The 23,784-nt window shown below is 62.0% G+C and carries 24 protein-coding genes; 17 read left to right on the top strand and 7 right to left on the bottom strand.

The window, feature by feature from the left end; genetic code table 11:
- The first annotated feature begins 4 nt into the window (after nt 1-4).
- Nucleotides 5-721 (top strand): GNAT family N-acetyltransferase, encoded by a 717-nt coding sequence (locus tag HMPREF2565_RS12270; RefSeq protein WP_082254398.1) that lies wholly within the window; start codon nt 5-7, stop codon nt 719-721.
- A 204-nt stretch (nt 722-925) separates the two neighbouring features.
- On the top strand, nt 926-2,176 hold the full coding sequence (gene glpR / locus HMPREF2565_RS12265) for a divisome protein SepX/GlpR (protein ID WP_071407473.1): 1,251 nt from the start codon (nt 926-928) through the stop codon (nt 2,174-2,176).
- A 12-nt stretch (nt 2,177-2,188) separates the two neighbouring features.
- Here glpR and HMPREF2565_RS12260 read toward each other — a convergent pair whose 3' ends face one another.
- Nucleotides 2,189-2,806, bottom strand: coding sequence for a DNA-3-methyladenine glycosylase I (locus HMPREF2565_RS12260; RefSeq protein WP_046646954.1), 618 nt, complete (start codon nt 2,804-2,806; stop codon nt 2,189-2,191).
- Nucleotides 2,807-2,850: 44 nt separating this feature from the next.
- Complete coding sequence (locus HMPREF2565_RS12255; RefSeq protein ID WP_232751606.1) at nt 2,851-3,429, bottom strand: methylated-DNA--[protein]-cysteine S-methyltransferase; 579 nt, start codon at nt 3,427-3,429, stop codon at nt 2,851-2,853.
- Nucleotides 3,430-3,448: 19 nt separating this feature from the next.
- On the opposite strand from HMPREF2565_RS12255, the gene HMPREF2565_RS12250 reads away from it, so the two are divergent.
- Complete coding sequence (locus HMPREF2565_RS12250; RefSeq protein ID WP_046646952.1) at nt 3,449-3,862, top strand: DoxX family protein; 414 nt, start codon at nt 3,449-3,451, stop codon at nt 3,860-3,862.
- Nucleotides 3,849-4,538 (top strand): zf-HC2 domain-containing protein, encoded by a 690-nt coding sequence (locus HMPREF2565_RS12245; RefSeq protein ID WP_046646951.1) that lies wholly within the window; start codon nt 3,849-3,851, stop codon nt 4,536-4,538. Before HMPREF2565_RS12250 ends, HMPREF2565_RS12245 begins: the two co-directional genes overlap by 14 nt.
- A gap of 83 nt (nt 4,539-4,621) precedes the next feature.
- Here the strand turns inward: HMPREF2565_RS12245 and HMPREF2565_RS12240 are convergent, their stop codons facing one another.
- Nucleotides 4,622-6,235 carry a dolichyl-phosphate-mannose--protein mannosyltransferase gene (locus HMPREF2565_RS12240; protein WP_141745920.1) on the bottom strand — a complete coding sequence of 538 codons (1,614 nt, stop codon included), beginning with the start codon at nt 6,233-6,235 and terminating at the stop codon, nt 4,622-4,624.
- 37 nt (nt 6,236-6,272) lie between these two features.
- On the opposite strand from HMPREF2565_RS12240, the gene rsmI reads away from it, so the two are divergent.
- The 6 genes from rsmI to HMPREF2565_RS12210 all read left to right on the top strand — a co-directional run bounded on the left by rsmI (nt 6,273) and on the right by HMPREF2565_RS12210 (nt 13,052).
- A complete protein-coding gene (rsmI, locus tag HMPREF2565_RS12235) occupies nt 6,273-7,121 on the top strand; it encodes a 16S rRNA (cytidine(1402)-2'-O)-methyltransferase (protein ID WP_046646950.1) in 849 nt (282 codons plus the stop codon).
- Between the two features lie 305 nt (nt 7,122-7,426).
- On the top strand, nt 7,427-9,268 hold the full coding sequence (locus HMPREF2565_RS12230; RefSeq protein WP_046646949.1) for a BCCT family transporter: 1,842 nt from the start codon (nt 7,427-7,429) through the stop codon (nt 9,266-9,268).
- A 75-nt stretch (nt 9,269-9,343) separates the two neighbouring features.
- Nucleotides 9,344-11,176: a methionine--tRNA ligase gene (metG, locus tag HMPREF2565_RS12225; protein ID WP_049154222.1), complete on the top strand. Its 1,833-nt coding sequence runs from the start codon at nt 9,344-9,346 to the stop codon at nt 11,174-11,176.
- 4 nt (nt 11,177-11,180) lie between these two features.
- Complete coding sequence (locus HMPREF2565_RS12220) at nt 11,181-12,374, top strand: MFS transporter (protein ID WP_046646947.1); 1,194 nt, start codon at nt 11,181-11,183, stop codon at nt 12,372-12,374.
- Nucleotides 12,375-12,475: 101 nt separating this feature from the next.
- Nucleotides 12,476-12,757, top strand: a complete 282-nt coding sequence (locus HMPREF2565_RS12215) for a type II toxin-antitoxin system RelE/ParE family toxin (protein WP_046646946.1) — start codon at nt 12,476-12,478, stop codon at nt 12,755-12,757.
- Nucleotides 12,758-12,791: 34 nt separating this feature from the next.
- Nucleotides 12,792-13,052, top strand: a complete 261-nt coding sequence (locus HMPREF2565_RS12210) for a HigA family addiction module antitoxin (protein WP_046646945.1) — start codon at nt 12,792-12,794, stop codon at nt 13,050-13,052.
- A gap of 181 nt (nt 13,053-13,233) precedes the next feature.
- Here the strand turns inward: HMPREF2565_RS12210 and HMPREF2565_RS12205 are convergent, their stop codons facing one another.
- Entirely contained in the window at nt 13,234-13,737 is a 504-nt protein-coding gene (locus HMPREF2565_RS12205) for a GNAT family N-acetyltransferase (protein WP_046646944.1), read from the bottom strand.
- An 8-nt stretch (nt 13,738-13,745) separates the two neighbouring features.
- Nucleotides 13,746-14,240, bottom strand: a complete 495-nt coding sequence (locus tag HMPREF2565_RS12200; protein ID WP_080975046.1) for a GNAT family N-acetyltransferase — start codon at nt 14,238-14,240, stop codon at nt 13,746-13,748.
- Between the two features lie 24 nt (nt 14,241-14,264).
- Here HMPREF2565_RS12200 and HMPREF2565_RS12195 point away from each other — a divergent pair, with 24 nt between their 5' ends.
- The 4 genes from HMPREF2565_RS12195 to HMPREF2565_RS12180 all read left to right on the top strand — a co-directional run bounded on the left by HMPREF2565_RS12195 (nt 14,265) and on the right by HMPREF2565_RS12180 (nt 18,294).
- Nucleotides 14,265-15,089: a TatD family hydrolase gene (locus HMPREF2565_RS12195; RefSeq protein WP_046646942.1), complete on the top strand. Its 825-nt coding sequence runs from the start codon at nt 14,265-14,267 to the stop codon at nt 15,087-15,089.
- A gap of 245 nt (nt 15,090-15,334) precedes the next feature.
- Nucleotides 15,335-16,483 (top strand): resuscitation-promoting factor, encoded by a 1,149-nt coding sequence (locus tag HMPREF2565_RS12190; RefSeq protein WP_070546192.1) that lies wholly within the window; start codon nt 15,335-15,337, stop codon nt 16,481-16,483.
- Between the two features lie 33 nt (nt 16,484-16,516).
- Nucleotides 16,517-17,359, top strand: a complete 843-nt coding sequence (gene rsmA / locus HMPREF2565_RS12185) for a 16S rRNA (adenine(1518)-N(6)/adenine(1519)-N(6))-dimethyltransferase RsmA (protein WP_046646940.1) — start codon at nt 16,517-16,519, stop codon at nt 17,357-17,359.
- Nucleotides 17,356-18,294 carry a 4-(cytidine 5'-diphospho)-2-C-methyl-D-erythritol kinase gene (locus HMPREF2565_RS12180; RefSeq protein WP_071407472.1) on the top strand — a complete coding sequence of 313 codons (939 nt, stop codon included), beginning with the start codon at nt 17,356-17,358 and terminating at the stop codon, nt 18,292-18,294. Before rsmA ends, HMPREF2565_RS12180 begins: the two co-directional genes overlap by 4 nt.
- A 27-nt stretch (nt 18,295-18,321) precedes the next feature.
- Here the strand turns inward: HMPREF2565_RS12180 and HMPREF2565_RS12175 are convergent, their stop codons facing one another.
- Nucleotides 18,322-19,632, bottom strand: a complete 1,311-nt coding sequence (locus HMPREF2565_RS12175; protein WP_071407471.1) for an NHL repeat-containing protein — start codon at nt 19,630-19,632, stop codon at nt 18,322-18,324.
- 91 nt (nt 19,633-19,723) lie between these two features.
- Between HMPREF2565_RS12175 and HMPREF2565_RS12170 the strand changes: the two genes are divergently transcribed.
- On the top strand, nt 19,724-21,559 hold the full coding sequence (locus tag HMPREF2565_RS12170) for an ABC-F family ATP-binding cassette domain-containing protein (RefSeq protein WP_071407470.1): 1,836 nt from the start codon (nt 19,724-19,726) through the stop codon (nt 21,557-21,559).
- A gap of 8 nt (nt 21,560-21,567) precedes the next feature.
- Here HMPREF2565_RS12170 and HMPREF2565_RS12165 read toward each other — a convergent pair whose 3' ends face one another.
- Entirely contained in the window at nt 21,568-22,482 is a 915-nt protein-coding gene (locus HMPREF2565_RS12165) for an AEC family transporter (RefSeq protein WP_071407469.1), read from the bottom strand.
- A 170-nt stretch (nt 22,483-22,652) separates the two neighbouring features.
- On the opposite strand from HMPREF2565_RS12165, the gene HMPREF2565_RS12160 reads away from it, so the two are divergent.
- Both HMPREF2565_RS12160 and HMPREF2565_RS12155 read left to right on the top strand, forming a co-directional pair.
- Entirely contained in the window at nt 22,653-23,243 is a 591-nt protein-coding gene (locus tag HMPREF2565_RS12160; RefSeq protein ID WP_071407468.1) for a hypothetical protein, read from the top strand.
- A gap of 65 nt (nt 23,244-23,308) precedes the next feature.
- The gene (locus tag HMPREF2565_RS12155) at nt 23,309-23,629 is read left to right on the top strand and encodes a putative quinol monooxygenase (protein WP_046646936.1); all 321 of its coding nucleotides are present in this window, start codon (nt 23,309-23,311) and stop codon (nt 23,627-23,629) included.
- Nucleotides 23,630-23,784: the final 155 nt, after the last annotated feature.

Here is a 23,784-nt window from a genome sequence, read left to right as displayed (position 1 = left end):
CGTCATGCTTGATCCTTTTGGTACCGCCGCGGGGCGCTTTTCTACCCCCGCCACAGGTGGGGTCAACCCCGATCATCCGGGCTGGCCAGAAGCTACACCCGCGGTACGGCTGCGGGAGTCTCGGGTCTTCCCGCGCGGGGCGACGCTACGTTTGCGCCCGTTGTTGCGGAGGGACGGTGCGGCGTGGCGACGGCAGCGCATCGAGGATAGGGATTTCCTCAAACCGGTGGAGCCGACGCTGCCGGCGGAGTGGGATGCGGCGCACTCCCAGTCGGCTTGGTGGAATCACCTGATGTTTCTGCGTGACTCGGCCCGGGCCGGGACAGTGGTGCCGCTGGTCATTGAGGTTGATGGCCACTTCCGTGGACAATTGACCTTAGGCAATATCCAGCATGGAGGGGTCAGCGAATGCTGGATTGGCTATTGGGTGCATTCCGCGGTGCACGGTGCGGGCGTGGCTACTGCTGCCTGTGCTCTTGGCGTGGACCATGCCTTTTATCGTGTGGGGCTGCATCGTGTGACGGCCACCTATCTGCCGGAGAACCCCGCTTCAGGCAAGGTGCTGCACAGCAACGGGTTCCGCGATGAAGGGTTCCTGCGCCGCAACCTGCATATCGACGGCGCGTGGCGGGACCATCACTTTTTGGCTCTTAATCGCGAGGATTTTGCCTCTGGGGCGGTGGAGCGCCTCCGTGCGGCGGGACGAATCGCGGGGGCCTAGCAGGTGGCTTAGCTGTTGGCTTAGCAGGTGCTAAGCCCGTGTTAGACCGGGGATTGTTTAGGTCAACTACCTCTACTTTCACTTGAGTAACAACCTTGTAATTTAGGGGTTCGTTGGTGCCCACGGGGCGGGGTTGGGCAGCTAGAGTAGGGGCCTAGTTATATTCCCTTTTTTCGTCGACCCCTGAAAGTGGGACTCAGCCACATGATGACTGCCGTGCCGATCATTCTCGTAATCGTGCTGTGGCTCTTCATCCTCGCTCCGTTGCTTTTGCGCTCGCAGCGTCCGATGAGCCACACAGGTGAGGCCTTTGAAGAGACCCGCGTGCTCTTCGAAGGAGATTCCGGCTCGGTGCCGGGCCGCCGTAAACCGCGCCTGGGCAAGGACGATATCCGCCCGCACGCTCCGGCAGCAGCGGAGGCCAGCGATGAGGAGGCCGAGTATGAGCTGGTTGAGGCCGAGGGGGTTGCTGATACCGCGGAGTCGCTCCAGGGCGATGCCGAAGGAAAGAGCGCTGCTGAGTCCGTAGTGGCGGACACGATTGATGGCGAAGTCGTAGAAGCTGAGGACGCCGAGGCAGACTTTGAGCTCGAGGACGATTCCGACGACGCTGCCGAGGATGATCATGGGTCGGAGCAGGAGGCTGAGAACGTTGAGGCGGATGCCGCCGAGGTATTCACGGCTCCTGCTAACGCCGGCGTGGCCGAGGATGCCTATGACTTCGATGAGACCTATACCTCGCCGGTTGATCTGATGTATCCGGGTGCCATCGACGCGGTGGAGGAAGCACCGGCTGCGTCTGATGTGAGCAACTCCGATGAAGCAGAGGTTGAAGCGGAGAGCACTGATGCCGAAGGCGCAGAGGAAGGTTCGGCCGCCGTCCCGCAGGGCCTAGACCTTGTTGCTGCTGAGACTGAGGACGAGGAAATGAGCGGAAGCGATACCGAGCTGTCCGCCGAGGAACTGGCCTTCGCCCAGCGCCGCCTGGGCCGCGGTGGCTGGGATCCGGTGAAGGAAAAGGAAGCCTCCGCCACGCGTTATCAGCGCCGCCAGCGCACGCTCATCGGCTTGGCGGTAGCAGTGGTGGCCACGGTTTGCCTGGGTATTGTTGTGGGGAGCTGGACGTGGTGGTTGGCGGGTATTGCCGGCGTTATGACCATGGTCTACCTGGTGGCCCTGCGCGCCCAGGTGCGCCGCGAGCGGGAGCTGCTGCGCCGACGCGTCTACCACCTGCGCCGCGCTCGTTTGGGGGTGCGCAATGCGGAGAACCCCGCCGAGTCATTGCCGCCCAACCTGCGCCGTCCAGGCGCGCTCATCCTAGAAATCGATGATGAAAGCCCGGACTTTGACTACCTGCCCGTCTACTCGGAGGGCGATAGCGACGATGGCTTCGACGGTCCCCATCCCTCTTCGCGCCAGCGCCGCGATGACCTAGCAGCCCGCCGAGTCGGTTAATCCACCCGGCCCCTAGGCCGGCCAGATGCCGGATGTGCCGCGGCGATGGGAGCCTACTAGGTGGGCGTCAACCATCCCGATGGCCGTCATCAGGGAGAAACACGTCACCGGGCCGACGAACTTGAAGCCGGCCTTCTTCAAAGCCTTGGACATGTCCAAGGCTTCTTCTGTGTATTTTGGAATATCCTCTTCGCTTTCCGGCGCAATCGTGTCAGCGGGCAGGAAGCTCCAGATGAATTCATCGAGCCCGCCTGTCTCCCGCAAGGCCACCGTGGCCTTCGCGTTGTTAAGCACCGCGTTGATTTTCAGACGGTTGCGGATGATCCCCGCATTGTTCATGAGGCGCTCGACTTCTTCCTCCCCGAAGCTGGCCAGTAGGTCTGCATCAAAGCCCACAAAGGCAGCGCGGAAGGCTTCGCGCTTGCGCAGCACTAGTTCCCAGCTCAACCCGGCCTGGAAACCTTCCAGGCAGAGGCGTTCCAGCAGGGCGGATTCCTCATGGACGGGCATGCCCCATTCGGTGTCGTAATACTCTTGGAGAAGCGGGGAGGTCATTGCCCAGGCGGGGCGGCCAAGCCCCGCGGAGTCATAAACAAGTCTCATATCGTTTGCCATCTGTGTACTAGTCATGCCTTCTTAGACTGCAGAATCCGCTCATTGGTTCCCCACGGCTCTCACGGCCTCGTGCCGCAGAGCGTGGCCTCGTGCTCCAACAGCATCTGCTTCGCGGCTGTGCCCCCACGATAGGAACCGAGGCCGCCGCTTGCCGGAACGACGCGGTGGCACGGCACCACGATGGGAAGCGGGTTCGTAGCACAGGCGCTTCCAGCAGCGCGGGCGGCCTGCGCACTACCGGCGGCGCCAGCGAGGCGCGAATAAGTCCAGCGCTCGCCGAACGGGATAGCGCGCAGCGCACGTTGCGCGCGGTCGCGGAATGTGTGCGGGGATGCGGGGACGTCGAGAAGCAGCTCAAAGTCCCTGCGCGTGCCCGCAAAATATTCGGTGATCTGCTGGGCAGCGGCGACGAGAGCGTCGGCCCCCGCAACACCAGCATTCGCAGTACTGGGGTGTCGGGCGCTGGTAGGGCCATCGGGGAGGCGCTGCAGACCGCTGAGATCTGGGGATTCACCGGGGAAATACACCCGTGACAAACCCCGCTTAGAGGAGACAAGGAGAAGACGGCCGAGCGGAGTGTCCAGCGAGGTCCACATGTGCATGGTAGGAGGGGAGTCCTTTCGGAGGGAGGTGGTCATCCAGGGTAGTCTATGAACCATGAATAGACCCGCCGTACGCGATGCCGCGCTGCTCATCTTCCGCGCGGTGCTGGGAGTTATCTTCGTCGCGCACGGTGTGGACAAGATGTTCTTTAGCGGTATGGACGAGGTAACCGGTCAATTCTCCGCATGGGGCGTCCCGCAGCCGCAAACCTCAGCGTACTTGGCTGCCTTCGCAGAGATGCTGGGCGGGGCGGCCCTCGTGGTCGGCCTGCTCACCACCTTTGTGGCAGGGGCATTGGCGCTGCTTATGGCATGTGCGTTGTACTTCGTGCATATGGGCAATGGCCTCTTCGCCGCCGATGGTGGCATCGAGTACCCGCTGGTTCTCATCGTGTCGCTGCTCATGATCGTTGTCTTCGGCTCCGGCCGGGCGAGTGTGGATGGGGTGTTGAGCCGTGCTGACGCATGAGCAGGTGCAAGCGGCGATCTCCGCGCAGCTCGATGGGGAAGCCCCGCAGCTGGCGCCCGATGTCATTGACGCGCATGTCTCCGGCTGCCCGGAGTGTGCCGCCTTCCGGGAGAAGGCGGCGGCCTTGTCTCGCTCACTGAGCCTCGTGGAGCCTGAGGGCCTGCCGCCGCAGGACTTGTCGGAAGTCATCCTGGCTGGCGTGGAGCCGGAGTGGCAGCGGGCCTCCAGCGCGCGGCAGGCATCGCTCACGCTGGCTCGGGTAGCTCTCGGAGTGTTGGCCGTGGCGTTTCTGATCTGGGCGATCGTGGTCGTCGTCAGTGCTTCCGGCTTGACCACCCTGGGCAGTGAAGGAACCCTCGCGGAAGGGGCCGACCCGGAGCGCGCACACCTTCTGATGGAGGCTGCGGCGCTGCGCTTCGGTCTGGCGAGCGGTTTAGTTTTTGCCGCCTGGCGCCCAGCCTCAGCGCCTGGATTGCTGCCGGTGGTCTGCACGATATTCGCGTTCTTGTGCGGCTTTACCATGCGCGACTTTGCCTTGGGCAGCGTTGTCGCGGAGCAGGTTTATATCCTCATTGGCACCGGTCTCGCAACGGCCAGCCTGGGGTGGGCGTGGGCGGCCGACCGGGGCTTCTTGCTACGGGACGTGTATAGGACGTTGTCAGCTAACCCGCGCTAAGCCTTAAAGGCCACGTCTACGAGGCCGAGTCTAAGGGCCCAAGCCTAAGCGGCTTGGGTCAGAGGGGGGGTAGGGCCAGGGGCTTAGGTCCAGGACGGTAGCCACATCATGGAGTGATACCAAGAATCCGGGATGAGGTAGCCGTAGAGAATCGGGGAGAAGTAGGCAAACATTGCCACGACGAGCGCGGCGTAGCACACGGTAAGGAAGGTGCCCAGCGGCATCGCGGCCCCAAAAAGCTCCGTGAGCCAGCGCCATTGCAGAACCCGTCCACGTCCAATCATTTGCCCCAAAGCCAGAGAGATCAGCACGATGACGAACGGAATGAACGCCGTGGCGTAGAAGAAGTACATCTGTCGGTCGAAGACCATGAGCCAGGGCAGGAAACCCGCCGCGGCGCCCACGAGCGGGATGAGGAAGGCGCGGTTGCGGCGAACGAGCAGGGACCACAGCCCCCACAGCACCGCCGGGATGACCAGCCACCAAATGACCGGGGTACCAAAGAGGTACAGCATCCTGCGGCAGGATCCGCCGTCCCCGCAAGAGATGTCCGTGGAGGAGTAGTAGAGGATCGGGCGTGCGGCCACCAGCCAAGCCCACGGCTTGGAGTCCCAGGGGTGGCTGTGGCCACCTGAGGAGGTCAAGGAGGCGTGGAACTCCAGCACAGAGGAGTGGTAGTAGAACCAACCGGCAAGAGGCTCGGGGAGGTGGAGCAGCCAAGAGCCATCCTCGATCGTGCCGTCAACCTTGGCGTGGCGGTAGACGGCGGTCTCATCGGCGAACCAGGCGCGCCAAGACCACGCATACAGGGCTACGGGGACCGCAACGAGTGAGGCCAGGGCTGCTGGGGTATCGCGTACCAGCGTGCCCACGATGTAGCGGCGTACGCCATACAAGCGGCGCAGAGCGAGATCCGAGAAAACGCTCATGAGACCGAAGAACATGATGTAGTACAGGCCGGACCACTTCACGGCCAGCGTTAGACCCAGGAAAACGCCGGCGGTAAAACGCCACCACCGGAAGCCAAATCGTGGGCCGAAGTCCGAGTCCCCCATCGTGCCTGACAGGAAGGCGGCGTGCAGGCGCTCGCGCATCTGCTGGTGATCCCGCGCCAAGGCCCAAGCGGCGGCGACAATGAAGAAGACCTGGAAGATGTCAAGCATTCCGAACTTGGAGGCCACGAGCAGCACGCCGTCGCACACGGCGAGTAGGCCGGCGAGGAAGCCCACCTGCCAGGAACCGGACAAGCGGCGTGCCAGCGCCATGGTGAGTAGCACGGTGCCCACGCCAAAGAGCGCGGCCATGGCCCGCCAGCCCAGTGGGGTGTAGCCGAAGATGGCCTCCGATATCGCGACAATCTGTTTGGCCAGCGGTGGGTGCACAACCAGGCCGTAGCCCGGGTTGGACTCGATGCCGCCGAGGAAGAGGTTGTGCCAGCTGGTGACAATGTCCCATGCCTGCGGCACGTAATGCTTCTCATCGAAGACAGGAGTTCCCTCGGAGACCGGTGCGGTGAGACCTGCGAAACGCGTGATGAAAGCCAGCACGGCGATGATGGCGGTGCTGATCGTGTCGGCCTTGGTCCAGGTGTAGTGCCGGGGAGCAGGGGGAGCTGGCCGGGTATGGATGCCGCGGGCGGCGGGGACGCGCGCGCGGCTGGTGCGGCCAGATCGATCAGTAGGGATTGCGATACTCACGCGGAAGAGTCTAGCGTGCGTGTGCCATGCTGGGGGTATGAGTCTTCAGCTTGAACCCCTGCCGCGTGGAGTCATCCTGGCCGCCACGCCGCTGGGAAATCCCGGTGATGCTTCTGCCCGATTGATGCAGGCGTTGGGCCACGCGGATGTGATCGCTGCGGAAGACACCCGCCGCGTTCGCAATTTGGCCCAGGCGCTGGGGGTAGAGATCCGCGGCAAGGTGGTTTCCAATTTCGACCACAATGAAGAGGAACGCTCGCGCGCGCTCGTCAACGCTGCCCGGACGGGCACGGTTCTCGTGGTGTCGGATGCTGGCATGCCGCTGGTCTCTGATCCTGGGCACTCCATCGTCACCGCTGCGGTGGAAGCGGATGTGCCCGTGACCTGCTTCCCGGGGCCCTCGGCGGTGCCGACTGCGCTTGCACTTTCCGGACTGGGGGTGGGGCATTTCCTCTTCGATGCCTTCCCGCCGCGCAAACCCGGACCGCGTAAAGCCTGGCTGGAGTCCCTCGTGGGGGAGCGCCGTGCCATTGCTTTCTTTGAATCCCCGCACCGGCTAGCGCAGACGCTTGGCGACGCCTCAGCGATCCTCGGCGCGGAGCGCCGCGCTGCGGTCTGCCGTGAGCTGACGAAGACCTACGAGGAAATCAAGCGTGGCACCTTGGGCGAGCTTGCCGAGTGGGCGCAGGAGAATGCGCGGGGTGAAATCACCGTCGTCATCGAGGGCGGGGATGCCGCACCCGTGTCGTTGGAGGCCCTCGTGGAGCAGGTCCGTGCGGAGGTTGAGCGGGGCGTGCGGGCCAAGGATGCCTGCAAGCAAGCAGCAGCGGGAACCGAGTGGTCCAACCGTGAACTTTATGATGCATACCTCGCCGCGCGCGGCTGAGCTTTAACAATAAATTCTGGTGATGCCCGTCTCTTTTGGGCCAATCGTTATGGCATCGTTATGTCACCCGGCGTGGCCGCGGCATGCGCGGTAGGGATGCCATACCTCGGAAGTGCCTCCGAACAAGCTGGCAAGCTGCACAGTTGCGGTACAGATTCGGCAGCTGCGGTGGAATAGCGGTCGTGCAAAGAAGCTCGTGACAGACGCTTTAGGAACGCTATATGCCCGAAATGCATGTGGTGAATAGTCTTTTTGTTTCCGTTTTAGTTTGACTAGTTGATGAGACAGCACCAAGGTCGGGAGGTATGACAGACTCGACGAATGCAGACAATGTAAAGGACACGGGGGTGTCTTCGGCTGTGCCCCAAGGCGAGAGCTCGCCGGCCGCGGTAGAGGAATACCGCACCGTCGACGAGCGCCTCGAGGAGGCCTCGGCCACAAGCCAGCTCCAGGATATGCTCACCAACAAGGCGTTCAATCCTGAGGCGGCTCCCGCGCCGGTGGAGGAGGAAGAGGACGAGAAGTTTGGCCCAGGCGGCATTGATTCACCGATCGACTGGACCATTGTGGGAATCGCCGGCCTGCTCGTTGCCGCCTTTGTGGCATGGGGCTTGGCCGCTCCAGAGAGCTTTGCCTCCTTCTCCAGCAATGCTCTGAGCTTCGTGGTGAATAACTTTGGCTGGGCCTATGTGCTCTTCGGGACCATTTTTGTGGTTTTCGTTATCTGCGTTGCGGCCTCGAAGTTCGGCACCATTCGTTTGGGCAAGATTAACGAGGAACCGGAATTCTCCACGGTCTCTTGGATTGCGATGATGTTCGCTGCCGGCATGGGCATCGGCTTGATGTTCTATGGTGCTTCCGAGCCGCTCAACTACTTTAAGAACGGCGTTCCGGGCCATGGTGAGAATGAGGTAGGAACCTCAATGGCCACGGCCATGTTCCACTGGACCCTGCACCCATGGGCCGTGTACGCCATCGTGGGGCTTGCCATCGCTTATTCCACCTTCCGTATTGGCCGCAAGCAGTTGTTGAGCCAGGCCTTCGTGCCGCTCATTGGCCAGCGCGCCGCCGACGGATTCGCAGGCAAGATCATTGATATCTTGGCCATCTTCGCCACCGTCTTTGGCACCGCTTGTTCGCTGGGCCTCGGCGCGATGCAGATTCAGGCAGGCCTGCAGGCCTCCGGAATTATTGAGAACCCCACGCAGAACGTCGTCATCGGCATCGTTCTCGTGCTGACCTTGGCCTTTATTCTGTCGGCCATGTCGGGTGTAGGCAAAGGTATTCAGTACCTCTCTAACACCAATATGGTCTTGGCGGCTCTGCTGGCCATCTTCGTGTTCGTCTTCGGCCCAACCGTGTCGATTTTGAACCAGATCCCAGGCTCCATTGGTAACTACCTGGCGAACTTCACCGAGATGATCGCTCGTACCGCTGAGTCCGATAACGGAAACGCTGGCGAGTGGCTATCTACCTGGACCATTTTCTACTGGGCTTGGTGGGTTTCCTGGTCGCCGTTCGTGGGCATGTTCCTCGCCCGCATTTCGCGCGGCCGTTCCGTCCGCGAGTTCTGCGTTGGTGTGCTTCTCGTCCCGGCTGGTGTCTCCACGGTGTGGTTTGCCATCTTCGGCGGTACCGCCATCCACATGGAGCAGAACGGCAACTCCATCTCCGGTGAGTCTGCCGAGCAGGAGCTGTTCAACCTGCTGCAGAACCTCCCCGGTGGTTTCATCGCGGGCATCGTCGCCGCCCTGCTCCTTGCCACGTTCTTCATTACGTCGGCCGACTCGGCGTCGACAGTCATGGGCTCGATGTCCCAGTCTGGCGCTACCACCGCCAAGCCGTGGCTGTCCGCGGCATGGGGTGTGCTCACTGCGGCTGTCGGCCTGACCTTGCTGCTGTCGAGCGAGAATGCCCTGTCGAACCTGCAGAACGTCACCATCGTGGCGGCGCTGCCATTCCTCTTCATCCTCGTCGGCCTCATGTTCGCTATTTACAAGGACTTGAGCAACGACGTAATTTACCGCGAGTACCGCGAGTCCCAGGCCTTCCAGCGCAAGCTGGCGCGTGAGCGTCGCCTGCACCGCGAGTTCCAGCGCGAACAGGCCTACAAGGCCCGCCGCCGCCAGCACAGCCACAAGAACTAGTTCTGGCGCGAGCATTTCTCTCATACACCCCCTCACTGCATTGCCGGTGAGGGGGTGTTCGATAGAGTAGGGGCCATGACTGAGACAGTTGTCGTTAATGTTGCTTGGCCCTATGCCAACGGACCCCGCCACATCGGACACGTGGCGGGTTTCGGTGTTCCTTCCGACGTGTTCGCCCGTTTCCAGCGAATGCGTGGCAACGACGTCCTCATGGTTTCCGGTACCGACGAGCATGGCACCCCGTTGCTCGTGCAGGCGGATAAGGAAGGCGTGACGGTTCGTGAATTGGCGGATCGCTACAACCGCCAGATTGTCACCGACCTGGCTGGGCTCGGCCTGTCTTATGACCTCTTTACCCGCACCACCACTCGCAACCACTACGCGGTGGTGCAGGAGCTGTTCAAGGGGCTGTACGAGAACGGCTACATGATTAAGGAGACCACCCAGGGCGCCATTTCGCCGTCCACGGGCCGTACCTTGCCTGACCGCTATATCGAGGGAACCTGTCCGCTGTGTGGTGCCGATGGCGCGCGCGGTGACCAGTGCGATAACTGCGGCAACCAACTCGATCCGGTAGATCTCATCAACCCGGTGTCCAAGATCAACGGCGAAACCCCGAAGTTCATCGATACCGAGCACTTCCTGCTGGATCTTCCTGCGGTCAAGGACGTCCTCGAAGAGTGGCTGAAGACGCGCGAGGACTGGCGTCCCAACGTTCTCAAGTTCTCCCTCAACCTGCTGGAGGATATGCGCCCGCGCACCATGACCCGTGACATCGACTGGGGCATTCCCATTCCGGTCGAAGGCTGGGAGGATAACGGCGCGAAGAAGCTCTACGTGTGGTTCGACGCGGTGATTGGTTACCTGTCTTCCTCCATCGAGTGGGCCCACCGCACCGGCAACCCGGAGGCTTGGAAGGACTACTGGCAGAACCCGCAGGCACGCCACTACTACTTCCAAGGCAAGGACAACATCACCTTTCACTCCCAGATCTGGCCAGCAGAGCTCTTGGGCTACGCGGGCAAGGGCTCCAAGGGCGGTGAGCTGCACACCTACGGTGAGCTCAACCTGCCCACGGAGATTGTGTCTTCGGAATACCTGACCATGTCCGGCTCCAAGTTCTCCTCCTCCAAGGGCGTCGTTATCTACGTCAAGGACTTCCTCGAGGAGTTCGGCCCAGACGCACTGCGCTACTTCATCGCCGTTGCCGGCCCAGAAAACAATGACACTGACTTCACCTGGGATGAGTTCGTGCGCCGTATCAACAACGAGCTTGCCAACGGCTGGGGCAACCTGGTCAACCGCACCGTGTCGATGGCCCACAAGAACTTCGGCGAGGTCCCGGCCCCGGCCGCGCTGGAGCAGGCAGACAAGGACATCCTGGCACTGGCGGAGGAGACCTTCACCACCGCCGCGAATTTCCTCGAGCAGTCCAAGTTCAAGCAGGCCATGACCGCCATCATGCACGTCGTCGGCGAGGCCAATGCCTATGTCGCGGCGATGGAGCCGTGGAAGCTGGCCAAGGATGAAACCCAGCGCGAGCGTCTGGCCACCGTGCTGTGGACCGCACTGCAGGTGGTCTCCGACTGCAACGTAATGTTGACCCCGTTCTTGCCCTTCACCGCACAGAAGGTGCACGAGACCCTGGGACGTGAGGGCGTCTGGGCCGCACAGCCGCGCATTGAAGACGTGGTGGATGATATGCCGGTCGAACTCGTTGGCGTAGACCTCCCGCCGGAGAATCACCCGTACCCGATCATCACCGGTGACTACGCGGCGCAGCAGGCTGCGTGGAAGCGTGTCGACATTACGCCGGGTACAACGCTGCAGAAGCCGAAGCCGCTGGTGGCTAAGCTCGACCCGGAGCTTGGTGAGACCGGCCCGGAGTGGGCCCCGGTTCAGAAGTAAAGGCGTGGGCTCGGCGTTTCGGCGCTCGCTTGCGCCCTTCCTGCTCTTTTCCGTTGTTTGCCTCACCGCGCTGAACCTGCGATCCGGTATCGCTTCGGTGGCACCGGTGCTGGGGCAGATCCAGAATTTCTTTGGGATCAGTTCTGGGCAGGCAGGTTTGTTGACCGCGCTTCCTGGCCTGTGCTTCGCGGCCATGGGTTTGGCCGCCGTGCCCATTGCTCGGCGGGGCGGGCTCAGCCGTACCTTGACCGGCGGCACGCTGGCCCTAGTGGTGGGCCTGGCGCTGCGTCCGTGGGTGAGCAGCTTCCCGCTGTTTATTGCGTTGACCCTGTGCGTTGTCGGCGGCATCGCTCTAGCCAACGTTCTGCTTCCCGCGTGGATCAAGCAACATGGTTCGGGCCGCACGCTGGTGGCGTTGATGACCACCTACACCACGATGCTGGGCGTATCCAGCGCCCTTGGCCCGCTGTCCGCGGTGACGCAAAGCACGTGGCAAGGTGCGCTGTGGATCTGGTGCCTGCCCGCCATCGCGCAGCTGGTGGCGTGGATAGTGGTTCTGCCGCAGGCTGGCAAGGACGTCGCCCACGGGGCGATCGACGGTGCCGGCGCGCCAAAGCCCATGTACACTTCGCCCACGGCGGTGGCCATGCTCTTTTTCTTCGGGCTGCAGTCCTCCATGGCCTATGTCCAAATGGGTTGGCTGCCGCGCATGCTGGTAGAGAAGGGCGTGAGTGAGGATACCGCCAGTGTGGCACTTGCTGTCATCGGTGTCTTTAACATCGCCGGCGGCGTGATCATGCCCTGGCTAATTTCTCGCCTGGACCGCCTAACACCCGTACCGATTGTGCTGGCGCTGTGCACCTGTGCTGGGTGGGGTGGGGTCCTTGTGGCTGCCGACGTCGCCCCGCTCGCCTGGGCCTGCATGATGGGGATCGGCGGTATGTGCTTCCCACTGGCTCTGGCATTGCTCACCGCCCGCACTCGGAGTGCGCTGACGACCGCACGACTCTCCGGTTTTGTGCAGCCGGGCGGCTACATCTTGGCGGGGCTGTTGCCGCTTTTCGTGGGCGTTGTGCGCGGCGCTACCGGTAACTGGACGGCCGTCCTGATTGCGCTGATGGTGCTCAGCCTTTGCATGCTGATGGCGGGTTTGCGCGCGACTAGGCGGGTCTACATTGACGACGAGCTCGCTGCCTAGCGGGGTCCTCCTTAGTTGCGGTAACTTTTGTATTGCAGCGTTAGTTAGAGTTAACGCCTCGCGTTATTGACGTGTCGCGTTATGGGGGGTATGGTGCATTTATGATTCAGTCGTTCGCGGATAGGGATACAGAGCGCTTATGGAATCGAGAGAGGGTGTCCTCGATAGATTCACGTATTCACTCGGTAGCTCTTCGCAAACTGAGGCAATTGGGCTATGTGCAGAGGCTAGATGAGCTTCGGATTCCTCCGGGGAATAGGCTCGAAGCGTTGAAGGGCGATCGGCGGGGTCAATATAGTATTCGTATCAATGACCAATGGCGGATCTGCTTCCGGTGGACCGCTTTAGGGCCAGAGGAGGTTGAGATCGTTGACTACCACTAAAAAGCTCCCCCCAGTGCACCCAGGTGAAATCCTGATGGAAGATTTTCTTAAGGAAATGGGGATTACCCAGCACAAGCTCGCTGTTTCGATAGGGGTCCCGCCTCGACGTATTAACGAAATCGTCCACGGAAAGCGGGCTATTACCGCCGATACGGCTCTTCGCCTTGCCAAGTTTTTTGGAATGTCCCCACAGTTCTGGCTGGGGTTGCAGACCCATTACGACTTGGATGTCGCAGAGGACAAAATTCTTGCCGAGCTGGACGATATTGTGCCGCTTCAGGCAGCGCCGGCTTAACGCGTTTGCCGTCTGTGACCGCGTAGCGCAGGGTGAGTTGCTCAAGCCGAAGTCGCCGTTGTTGCCAAAGTTTCTCGCCCGCCGCGGGATCTGGCCAGATCTTTGGCAACAATGGCAGTGCCGTCACTGGTGGTGGGGCGGCTGGCACGCGCCTCCCTGAGTTAGTGGCCATCAAACCGCTTTAGGAGCGGTCGAAGTCGCGCTGCAGGTGCACCAGCCCGAGGCGCACGCCGTCCTTGGTGTGGATATTGGGCATGCGGCCGGTTTCCACGAACCCGAACTTCTTGTGCAGGGCAATGGAGGACTCGTTGGTGTCCACGATGTAGGTAATCATCGTCTCCACGTAGTCATTTTCCTTCGCGTGGTCCATGAGCGTGTCCATGAGCTCGCTGCCCACGCCCTTGCCCCGTGCGGACTCCGCAATATAGATGGAATCCTCCGCCGTGCCGTAGTAGATAGCTGGGGTGACAAACTGGAAGTAGGCGGCCCAGCCAATGATTTCGTCATCGTCCACCGCCACATAGACGGGAAAACCTTCCTCCTCCATCTGTGCGAGCCACTTTTCGCGGTCCTCGACGGACTCCTGCCACGTGACTAGGTTGGTGGCCGGCTTCGCGGCGGAGGCGGCATTATAGATGGCGGCGATTGCGGGGGCGTCGGCAAGCTCTGCGGGACGTACGTGCATGATGTTCCTTAAACCATGAGTTGCAAGTGGGTGAGGTCTATCCAGCGCCCAGCTTTGCGGCTGACTTCTTTTAACGTTCCTACAGTGGCAAAGCCGAACTTCTCATGCAACTTGATGGATGCGACGTTGTCCGCCACGATGAGTGCCAGCAGCGTATGGACCTGCTCCGCCTCGCGGGCATGCTGAACGACTGCATCGAGCAAGCGCGTGCCTACCCCGCGGCCGTGGGCGGTGGGATCAACGTAGATCGTCGTCTCGTAGCAGCCCAGCCACACCTTAGGATCGCGGTAGGGGCGGTAGAGTGCCCAGCCCAAGTACGCGCCATCGTCATCGAAAGCCACGAAACAAGGACAGGCTTCGCGGCGCAGCTGGTGGAGATACTCGGTGCGCTCTTCCACTGTGGCGGGTTCGCTGCGAAAGATGAAGTGGGTCTCCCGGATGGCCCAGTTTAAGGTGGCGGTCATTGCGGGGACGTCGGCGTCCGTCGCTTCACGGATTATCATGCGCGCAAGACTACACTCGCAGCCATGTCTAAGAAGAAGCCACGCCCCATGCCCGTTCCCGCCGAAGGTTTGAGCCAGCTTATCGACGCCCACACGCACCTCGCCTCTTGCCGCGACGCTGACGCCGACCTCGTTGAGCGTGCCCGTGCCGCAGGTGTTGAGCGCATCGTCACCGTGGGCGATGGCCTAGCGGAGGCGGAGAAGGCTTTGGCCGCGGCGCAGGAATTCGACAACGTGTACGCGGCCTGCGCTATTCATCCCACCAAGGCGCATGAACTCGACGAGGCCGCCCGTGCGCGCCTGAGCGAAATGGCTGCGGACCCGCGCTGCGTGGCCATCGGGGAAACGGGTCTGGATACCTACTGGATTTATCATGAGCCGGAACGAACTGCGCCGCTTGACGTCCAGGAGGAAGCGCTTCACTGGCACGCCGAGTTGGCAGCGAAGGTGGGCAAGACGCTGATGATCCACAACCGCGAGGCCGATGAGGATCTCATGCGCGTGCTGGGGGAGTGCGCTGAGGCGCCGAAGGTCATGCTGCACTGTTTCTCCTCGCCACTTGATGTGGCCAAGGAGGCTCTGGAGCGTGGCTACGTTTTGTCCTTCGCCGGCAACGTGACGTTCAAGCGCAACGAGGAGATGCGCCAAGCCGCAGCGCTCGCGCCAGCCGGGCAGCTGCTCATTGAGACGGACGCGCCGTACATGACCCCGGAGCCCTTCCGTGGTGCGCGTAATGAACCTTCGTTGATTGGTCATACGTACCGCTGCGTGGCGCAGGCGCGCGGCCAAGAAGTGGAGGACTTGGCCGCAGAGGTGGCTGAAACCTTCGCCGAGGTCTTCGGAGTGTGATGATCTTCACTCAAAGCAAAGGTGCTGCTCAACGGTGGCGCGCGTGTTTGGTGTGACGAGTGTGTTGCCAGTGGTGGCGGCGTGTGAGAACGTCTCGATCGTTACGCTCTGTTACCGTATCGTTATCCAAAGTTAGTCCGGCCTTGATGTTGCCGGCTGGCGTACATTCGCACGCCACGTCAGGTGCTGAGGAGAGTTCAAAGACCTCTCTGGGCACGAAGCAACGCAGAGACGAGTAAAGGTTTATGTCCCCGAAGAAGCAGATCAAGCGAATCAACAACTCCCGCTCCCTGCCACTGCGCATGGCCACCGGCGGTGTGCTCGGCACGTTGGCTGTGGGTGGTGTCGTTGCCGTCGGTTCTCAGAAGGACATCACGCTCGACATCAACGGTGAGACCACCCAGCTGGCTACCTTCGCCGGCGATGTTAACGCGGCTCTCGAGGCCGCAGGTGTGAGCGTTGGCGGGGAGGACGTTGTCTACCCGGCGCTTTCTGAGCGGGTCTCCGATGGTGACTCGATTACCGTTCGCACCGCCAAGCCGGTTGCGGTGACCATCGATGGCGTGGAGACGAAGATGTCCTCCACTGACCTCACCGTGTCTGACCTGCTGGGCGGCCTCGACGGCATCGTCCCAGGCGCTGCTATCACCTCCGGTTCCAAGACCGTCGAGGATGATGAGGTTCTGACTGAGGGAATGAACCTTGAGGTGGTATCCCCGAAGATCATTAAGCTCTCTGACGGTGGCTCTGTGTCCTACGCCAGCGTTGCGGCTAAGACCGTGAAGGACGTGCTAGAAGCCCGCGGTATCACCGTGGGCAAGGATGACCGCGTGTCGCCGGACCTTGACGCTCCCGTCAAGGCCGGCACGGCCATCACCGTGGACCGCGTGGACATCTCCGAAGAGGAGAAGACGGAGGACTTCGACGCACCAGCTACCTACGTTGATGACCCGGAGCTGGAAGAAGGCACTGAGGAAGTCCGCGAGGAGGGCACCCCAGGCTCGCGCACCGTGACCCGCAAGATTGTGAAGGTCAACGGTGCGGAAGAGTCCAACGACATCATCAAGGAAGACGTGCGCACCGAGGCCGTCGCCGCAGTCATCGCGCGCGGTACCAAGCCGAAGTCCACCGCACCGGCCGTTGCTGAGGGCTCCGTATGGGATGCCTTGGCACAGTGTGAGGCCACCGGTAACTGGTCCATCAACACCGGTAACGGTTTCTCCGGCGGCCTGCAGTTCACCCCGTCGACCTGGGCTGCCTTTGGCGGCACCGAGTACGCCCCGCAGGCCTGGCAGGCCTCCCGCGAGCAGCAGATCGCCGTGGCCCAGAAGGTTCAGGCCGCACAGGGCTGGGGCGCATGGCCCGCCTGCACCTCGAAGCTCGGCCTGCGCTAAAGCTTCAGCGCCCTGCGTATTAGTCTGGATGACATGACACAACCCCACTTGCTGGGCCCGGTGGAGATCCGCGAGCTCGCCGCTGAGCTCGACGTGACGCCGACAAAGAAGCTGGGCCAGAACTTTCTGCATGATCCCAACACCATCCGGCGCATCGTGGCTGCCGCGGACCTGCAACCGGAGGACCGCGTGGTGGAGGTCGGCCCTGGTTTGGGTTCGCTGACCTTGGGACTACTGGGTGAAGTCGAGCACGTGACGGCCGTGGAGATTGACCCGCGCCTGGCAGGCAAGCTCCCAGATACCGTGGCGGCGCGGGCAGCCAACTTTGCGGATCGCCTCACCGTGGTGGAGAAGGACGCACTCACCGTTGAGGCAGGGGAGTTGGGGGAGCCGACCGCCTTGGTAGCTAACTTGCCCTATAACGTGGCGGTGCCGGTGCTGCTCCACCTGCTGGAGGTCTATCCATCCATTCGTCGTGTCCTGGTCATGGTGCAGCTGGAAGTAGCTGAGCGCCTCGCCGCCGCGCCGGGCAGCAAGGTCTATGGCATCCCCAGCGTGAAAGCATCCTTCTATGGACCGGTTCGCCAGGCCGGCACGATTGGCAAGAACGTGTTTTGGCCGGCACCTAAGATTGAGTCAGGGTTGGTGCGCATCGACTGCACCCGCCCCTTCGACGAGTCACTGCGCCCGCGTCTGTTCGCGCTGATCGACGCCGCCTTTGCGCAACGCCGCAAGACACTTCGCGCCGCCCTGGCGGGTTTCTATGGTTCCGCCGCAGCAGCCGAGGAAGCGCTGCGCGCGGCGGATATCGATCCGCGCCTGCGCGGTGAGAAGCTGGGCGTGGAGGACTTCGTCCGATTGGCGGAAGCCTCATGAGTAGGACGGGAGACGACTCCCCGCAGATCTGGCAGGCGCGCGCCCACGCCAAGGTCAACCTGCACCTGGGGGTGGGGGAGGCCCGCGCGGATGGCTTCCATGAGCTGGCCACCGTGTTTCAGGCCCTCGACGTACATGACCGCGTGAGCTACCGCTGGGGCGAGAAAACCGCAGTGGAGGTCACCGGCAACCACGCGAAGGGTGTGCCGGCGTCAGCCGAGAATCTTGCGTGGCGCGCGGTGGAACTGGTGGCCCACAACCTCATGTTGCCAGCTGCTGGCACGCTCACGATGGAAAAGAACATCCCCGCCGCCGGGGGCATGGCCGGTGGCTCTGCTGATGCCGCGGCCGCCTTGCTTTTGGCCAACCAATCTTTGAGTACCGAATTCGGACGTGAAGCTCTCAGCATGGAGAAGCTCTACGAACTCGCCGCGGAACTGGGCTCCGACGTGCCTTTTACCCTCATGGGCGGCACGGCCTTGGGGCGCGGGCGCGGCGAACTCTTGACCCCGATGCTCTCGCGCGGGCGCTATATCTGGGCAATCATCACCAATGCGGAGGGCTTGTCCACACCCTCTGTCTTCCGCAAGCTGGATGAGCTGCGCGCTGCCGGCCGTGGAAGCACACCACACTTGGACACGGAAGCCGTGGGCCAAGCCCTCGTCGGCGGCAACCCCCACGAACTTGCCGCGGTGATGCACAACGACCTCCAGCCGGCAGCACTCTCTCTGCGTCCGGACTTACGCAAGATTCTCGACACCGGTGAGGCCGCCGGCGCCCTCAAGGGCATCGTTTCCGGGTCTGGGCCGACCTGTGCTTTCCTCTGCGAGGACGAGGAGACCGCACAGGAAGTGGTGGCCCAGGTCTGCGCCGATAACCGCGGAACCCGTGGCCTGGTGACCACAGGCCCCGCAACCGGAGCAACGCTGGTCTAGCACCCGCGTTGCATTAGTTAGCGGTCCTTAAAGAACGGCCATCTCCACGGGCTTGAAGTCGAGCTTGTAGCGCTGTGCTTCCTGGTCGCCGAGGAGGTCAAGGACCACCAGTTCTTGCTTGTTCGCATCCGTTACGTAGGCATAGCCGTTTGCCGCCTTGAGGATCGGACCCGGCTGTTGCCACTCCTCGTTTTCCTTCCACTGGGAGATAGCGTCAATCTTCTTTGTTACCTCGCCGGAATCTGGGTCGATGACGTTGAGTTTGCCGTCGGTCGTGAGGACTAGTGCCTCACCCAAGGGGCCGCGGGCCAACGAGCGGAACCAATAGGATTCGCCCAGCTCGACCTTCTTGGCAGAGTAGTCCTCCGTATTGATGAGGGTCACTGAGGTGGGACGCTCGAAGTCGGCATCCTTGTCGGTCTTGTTGTCTGCCAAGATGATGTTGGATTCCTCCGAACCCGCAGAATTGCCGGAGCGCTGGTATCCGTCCTTGCCCGCGTATGCGGAGACGTCGATCTTGTGGAATTCAGTGCCGTCGAAGACGACGGGCCCATCCTCGCAGCCGAAGAAAAGGGAACCGTTGCCGGCGGCAGCTTCGCCGTGGACGCCAGGACACTCAGTGGTTTCCGCAAGGACCTTGCCGGATTTGTCGAGGTGCTGGATGGTGTGGCGCTCGTCTTCCGTGCCCTTCGTGGTGACCACGGAGCCGTCTTTCAGCGGGACGGCCACACCGTGGTGCGCAGCGCCTGTCTCGACGGTGTTGACAGGCTTGGCGTCTTCCTTGCCGATGTCCTCGGTCTTGTAAATCCGTGCCACACCATCGCCGTCGGAGAAGAGCGCGGTAAAGCCGTCGTGGTGAACCACGTGACCGGCGTGCGGTGCGTCGATGGCTGCGCTGAGAAGCTGCGGCTGCGCCGCGTAGTAGTGCTTGTGGTCGCCGTGGGGCTTGGTGATGCGCCCCGTGTCGAAGGTGAGGAAGCTATCGCCCTTGGTCACCATGATGTGGCGGTTATCGCCGGCATCGCTTAGACGGAGGAATGCTTTCAGATCTTCGCTCTCGATGACCTCACCGGTTTCGCCGTCGAGCGTGGTGAGGCCGTTCTTGTGCGAAAGAAGGATACGGTTTGGCAGCTCGGCTACCTCAGTCTCACCTTCAGCGGCTTCGAAGCCGTCATGGCTGTGCTCCCCGTCATGGCCATCGCCGTGCTCGGCATGCGCGTGGGAGGCTTCAGTGCTGGAGGGCGACGTGGATTCCTCGCTGTCAGGGGAGGAGCAAGCGGACATGGTGAGGATCGTGGCGGAAAGTGCGGCGCACAGGGCGAGACGTTCTTTTTTCATAGTGCGCCAGAGTATTGGAAGTGAAAATCAATATCAATAAAGGTAATGGTGCGGGGGTAACCGCGCTGAGGCACTAAGATGAACTCTCGATATGGCGAACCTCATTAACCTCGAAAACGTAACCAAGTCCTTTGGTCTTAAGACCCTGCTGGACGGGGTCTCCCTCGGCGTGCAAACCGGTGATCGCATCGGCATTGTCGGCGTCAACGGCGGCGGCAAAACTACGCTGCTGGAAGTTCTCACCGGTATCGAATCCCCAGACTCGGGCCGCGTGTCCCACAACTCGGATTTGCGCATGGCGGTGGTAACCCAGCGATTCGAACTAGAGGAGTCGCTCACTATCGCCCAAGCCATCATCGAGCCGCTCGGGCTGGAAACCTTCGAGTGGGCTTCTAACGCCAAGGTGCGCGATGTCCTCGGCGGCCTCGGCATTGTTGACCTAGGGCTAGACACCCCTGTGGGCTCGCTCTCCGGTGGTGAGCGCCGCCGCGTCAACCTGGCTGCCGCACTCGTTCAAGACCTCGACATCGTGGTGCTCGATGAGCCGACCAACCACCTCGACGTCGAAGGCGTGCAATGGCTGGCCAGCCACCTGCTTTCGCGCAAGCTAGCGGTCGTCGTCGTCACGCACGATCGCTGGTTTCTCGACACCGTGGCCACCACTACCTGGGAGGTGCACGACGGTGTCGTCGATGCCTACGAGGGTGGCTATAACGACTGGACCTTCGCCCGCGCCGAGCGCGCCCGCCAAGCCGATGCTATTGAGCAGCGCCGCCAGAACTTGGCCCGCAAGGAGCTGGCGTGGCTGCGCCGCGGGGCACCGGCTCGTACCTCGAAGCCTCGCTACCGCATCGAGGCAGCCGAGGCGCTCATCGCCGACGTCCCCGCACCGCGCGACAAGGTCGAACTCATGGCCTTCTCCAAGCAGCGCCAGGGCCGCGTCGTCATCGAGCTGGAGGACGCCAAGATCACGACCCCGGACGGTCGCATGCTGGTGGACCACCTCACCTGGCGGCTCGCGCCGGGCGAGCGCATCGGCCTCGTCGGCGTTAACGGCTCCGGCAAGACCACGCTGCTGCGCGCCCTTGCTGGGGAAGTAGAGCTTGCCGCGGGCAAGCGCATCGAGGGTAAGACCGTGCGCCTGGGGTGGCTGCGCCAAGAACTCGATGATTTGGATCCACAGCGCCGGCTTCTCGACGCCGTCGAAGACGTCGCCACCTACGTTCACCTGGGTAAGAAGGAACTGTCCGCGTCCCAGCTAGCTGAGCGCTTGGGCTTTTCCGCCAAGCGCCAGCGCACGCCGGTCGGCGACCTCTCCGGCGGTGAGCGCCGTCGCCTGCAGCTGACCCGCGTGCTCATGGCGGAGCCAAACGTGCTGCTTCTCGACGAGCCCACGAACGACCTCGACATCGATACCCTGCAGGAACTGGAGTCCCTGTTGGACTCTTGGCCGGGCACGCTGGTGGTCATTTCGCATGATCGCTACCTCATCGAGCGCATCGCGGACAACACCTATGCGCTATTTGGGGATGGCAAGCTCACCAACCTGCCGGGCGGAATCGAGGAATACCTGCGCCGCCGCCAGGAGATGGAGGCCGCCACCGCCCGCGGCGTTCTCGATTTGGGAGAAGCCTCCAAGAACTCTGATGAGCAGAGTGCGGATGCCGCCCCGGCCAAGCGGTTGAGCTCCCAGGAGGAGCGCGAGCTGACCAAGAAGATGAATGCGCTGGAGCGCAAAATGAGCAAGCTCGACGATAAGACGGCGAAGCTGAATGAAAAGATGGCGGTGGCTGCAGAGAAGATGTCCTCCGGTGAGGGGGACAGCGATGAGCTAGCGAAGCTCGACTCCGAGCTCAAGGCCATCGCCTCCGAGCGTGAAGAGCTCGAAATGGAATGGCTGGAACTCGGGGAAAAGCTCGAGGGGTAGAACCAGCCCTACCCAAAGAACCCAGCGATAGCCAGCATCGCCGGCAGCGAGAGGAAGGTGGTGAGGAAGACCGTATCGCGCGCCACCGTTTCTCCCGACTGGTAGGTCGCGGCATAGTTGTAGACGTTCTGCGCGGTCGGAAGCGCAGCCAAGATGAGCGCTGCGTAGAGCTCGTTGCCGCTCAGCCCCAGCGCCAAGCCGGCCGCCAGCGCAATCGCCGGCATGGCAATGAGCTTGAGAACCGTGGCGGTAATCGTCGGCAGGCGGTCAACGGCTAACAGCCCGTCGCCGGTGAGTGAGGCGCCAAAGCTCATCAGGATCATCGGGATGGAGGCACCACCAAGGATTTCGAGCGGAGCCATCATGACGTCGGGGACGTGCCAGCCTGCTGCGGACACGATGAAGCCGGCAATCGCCGCGATGACCACTGGGGCTGTCAGTCCTGAGCCCACGGAACTTAAAACCGAACGCAGGCTCGTTCCCTGGGCGTTGAGGCCGGCGATGATGAAGGGCGAGAGTACCGCCATCTGGAGTACGAGCGCTGGCACCACAAAGGTGGCATCACCGATGACATAGGTGGCGATGGGCAGGCCGATGTTGACGGAGTTGTAGTAGCTGGCTGCGGCTGCGCCGGCCATGGTCTCGGCTCCACTGCGTCGGAAGAATAACGCGCTCAGCATCCAATACAAGGCCATGGTGGCGACCGAAGCTATCGCGATGACGGCGACAACCGGCGAGGCAAAGGCCGCGGTATCAGAGGCGGCCACGCTGGAAAAGATCAGCGCTGGGGTCGCCGCCCAGAACGCCGTGCGGTTGAATTGCAGGCGCGCCTCACCTTCGCCGATAACGCCGCGCCGAGCCATAATGAAGCCCACGCCGATAACCACAAAAATGATGGCGAAACCGGTTAAGACGTCCAGCAACAGTGATCACCTTTCGGATACTCGTTAAAAAATCCATGCTAAAGCCAGCCTTGGCTATTCTTCCATGTCGGCATGCAGCCACCGGCAAGTGATAACAAAGTGGTATCGAAAATCCCACATGAGCGGTTAGTCTTTTTCCGCCGAAGCATTTTTGTGGCACGGTTGAAGGCATGAATTCTTTCCGTCGTGTTTCCCGCATGTCCGCCACCGCCGCCGTGGCAGCCACCCTCACCGCTGCTCTGTCGGTGTCCGCTGCCCAGGCCGCCCCGGTCAACTCCTCTTCCGCACAGTTGCAGGACGTAAACCAGCTGTCCTCCCAGGCCGTTGAGCAGGTCAACTCTTTAGAGATCGAGCTGCCTGCGCAGGCCTATGACTTGGCGAAGCAGTTTAACGTCCAGTTGCCGGGCTTCATCAAGAAGCCGACCCCGGCCGTCGCCGGCGAACTTGTTGGTGCTACCCATGCCCACCTGCTCAAGCAGGGCCACCACGAGGATGCCAACGCCAAGAACATCGCGCAGGAGTGGGCAAACCAGGCAGCAGCTGGCAAGGTCACCTTCCACGACAATGCAGGCGATGGGCTGACCCACCTGGAGGAGGGCAGCGGCAACATTTACAAGCTCACCGAATCTGAGGCCAAGGAGCGCGTGGACTGGCTCAACCGCGACGTGCCCGTGACCAAGACGGATGGCACCGGCTTCGGCGTCGCCCAGGCCTTTGACGGAACCTACGTCTACGTGGCGGAGTACTTCTTCAACAACTAATTCTCCCGAGAGGCTTTTTACAAGGCCTTCTGCGCGTTTTCATGGAGCAGGTTACAGTGGGGCCCATGATTTTGATCAACGTACAGTTCCACGTCAAGCCCGAGTACGCCGAGACCTTCCTCGACGAGATCGACTGGTACACCAAGGCCTGCCAGGCAGAGCCCGGCTGCATCGACTTCAAGTGGTTCCGCGATCCGGAAGACAAGCAGCGCTTCCTGCTCCTCGAGTCCTACAAGGACGGCACCGACGTTGACCACGTCAACACTGAGCACTTCAAACGCTCCTGCGAGGAGTTCCCGAAGTACCTGGTGGAGACGCCGGACATCATCAATACTCACATCCCAGGTAAAACGCAATGGGATAAGATGGCTGAATTTTCCGTCTAGGAGATTGAGCAGCTTTCAGTAACACCGGAAGCGCACAAGCATCGGCACAGCGAGAACGGCCGGGGAGGCACATCCCCGGCCGTTTTCTATGTGCTCGGGCCTAGAGGCGAATCCTGTCAACTGCCCTAGTTGCCAAAGTTATAGGTCCTGCCGCA

The sequence above is a fragment of the Corynebacterium sp. HMSC072A04 genome, assembly GCF_001809235.1.
In the GTDB taxonomy this organism is placed as follows: domain Bacteria; phylum Actinomycetota; class Actinomycetes; order Mycobacteriales; family Mycobacteriaceae; genus Corynebacterium; species Corynebacterium hiratae.
Note: the sequence above shows the minus strand (reverse complement) of the source record. Positions and strands in the feature narration are given on the sequence as shown.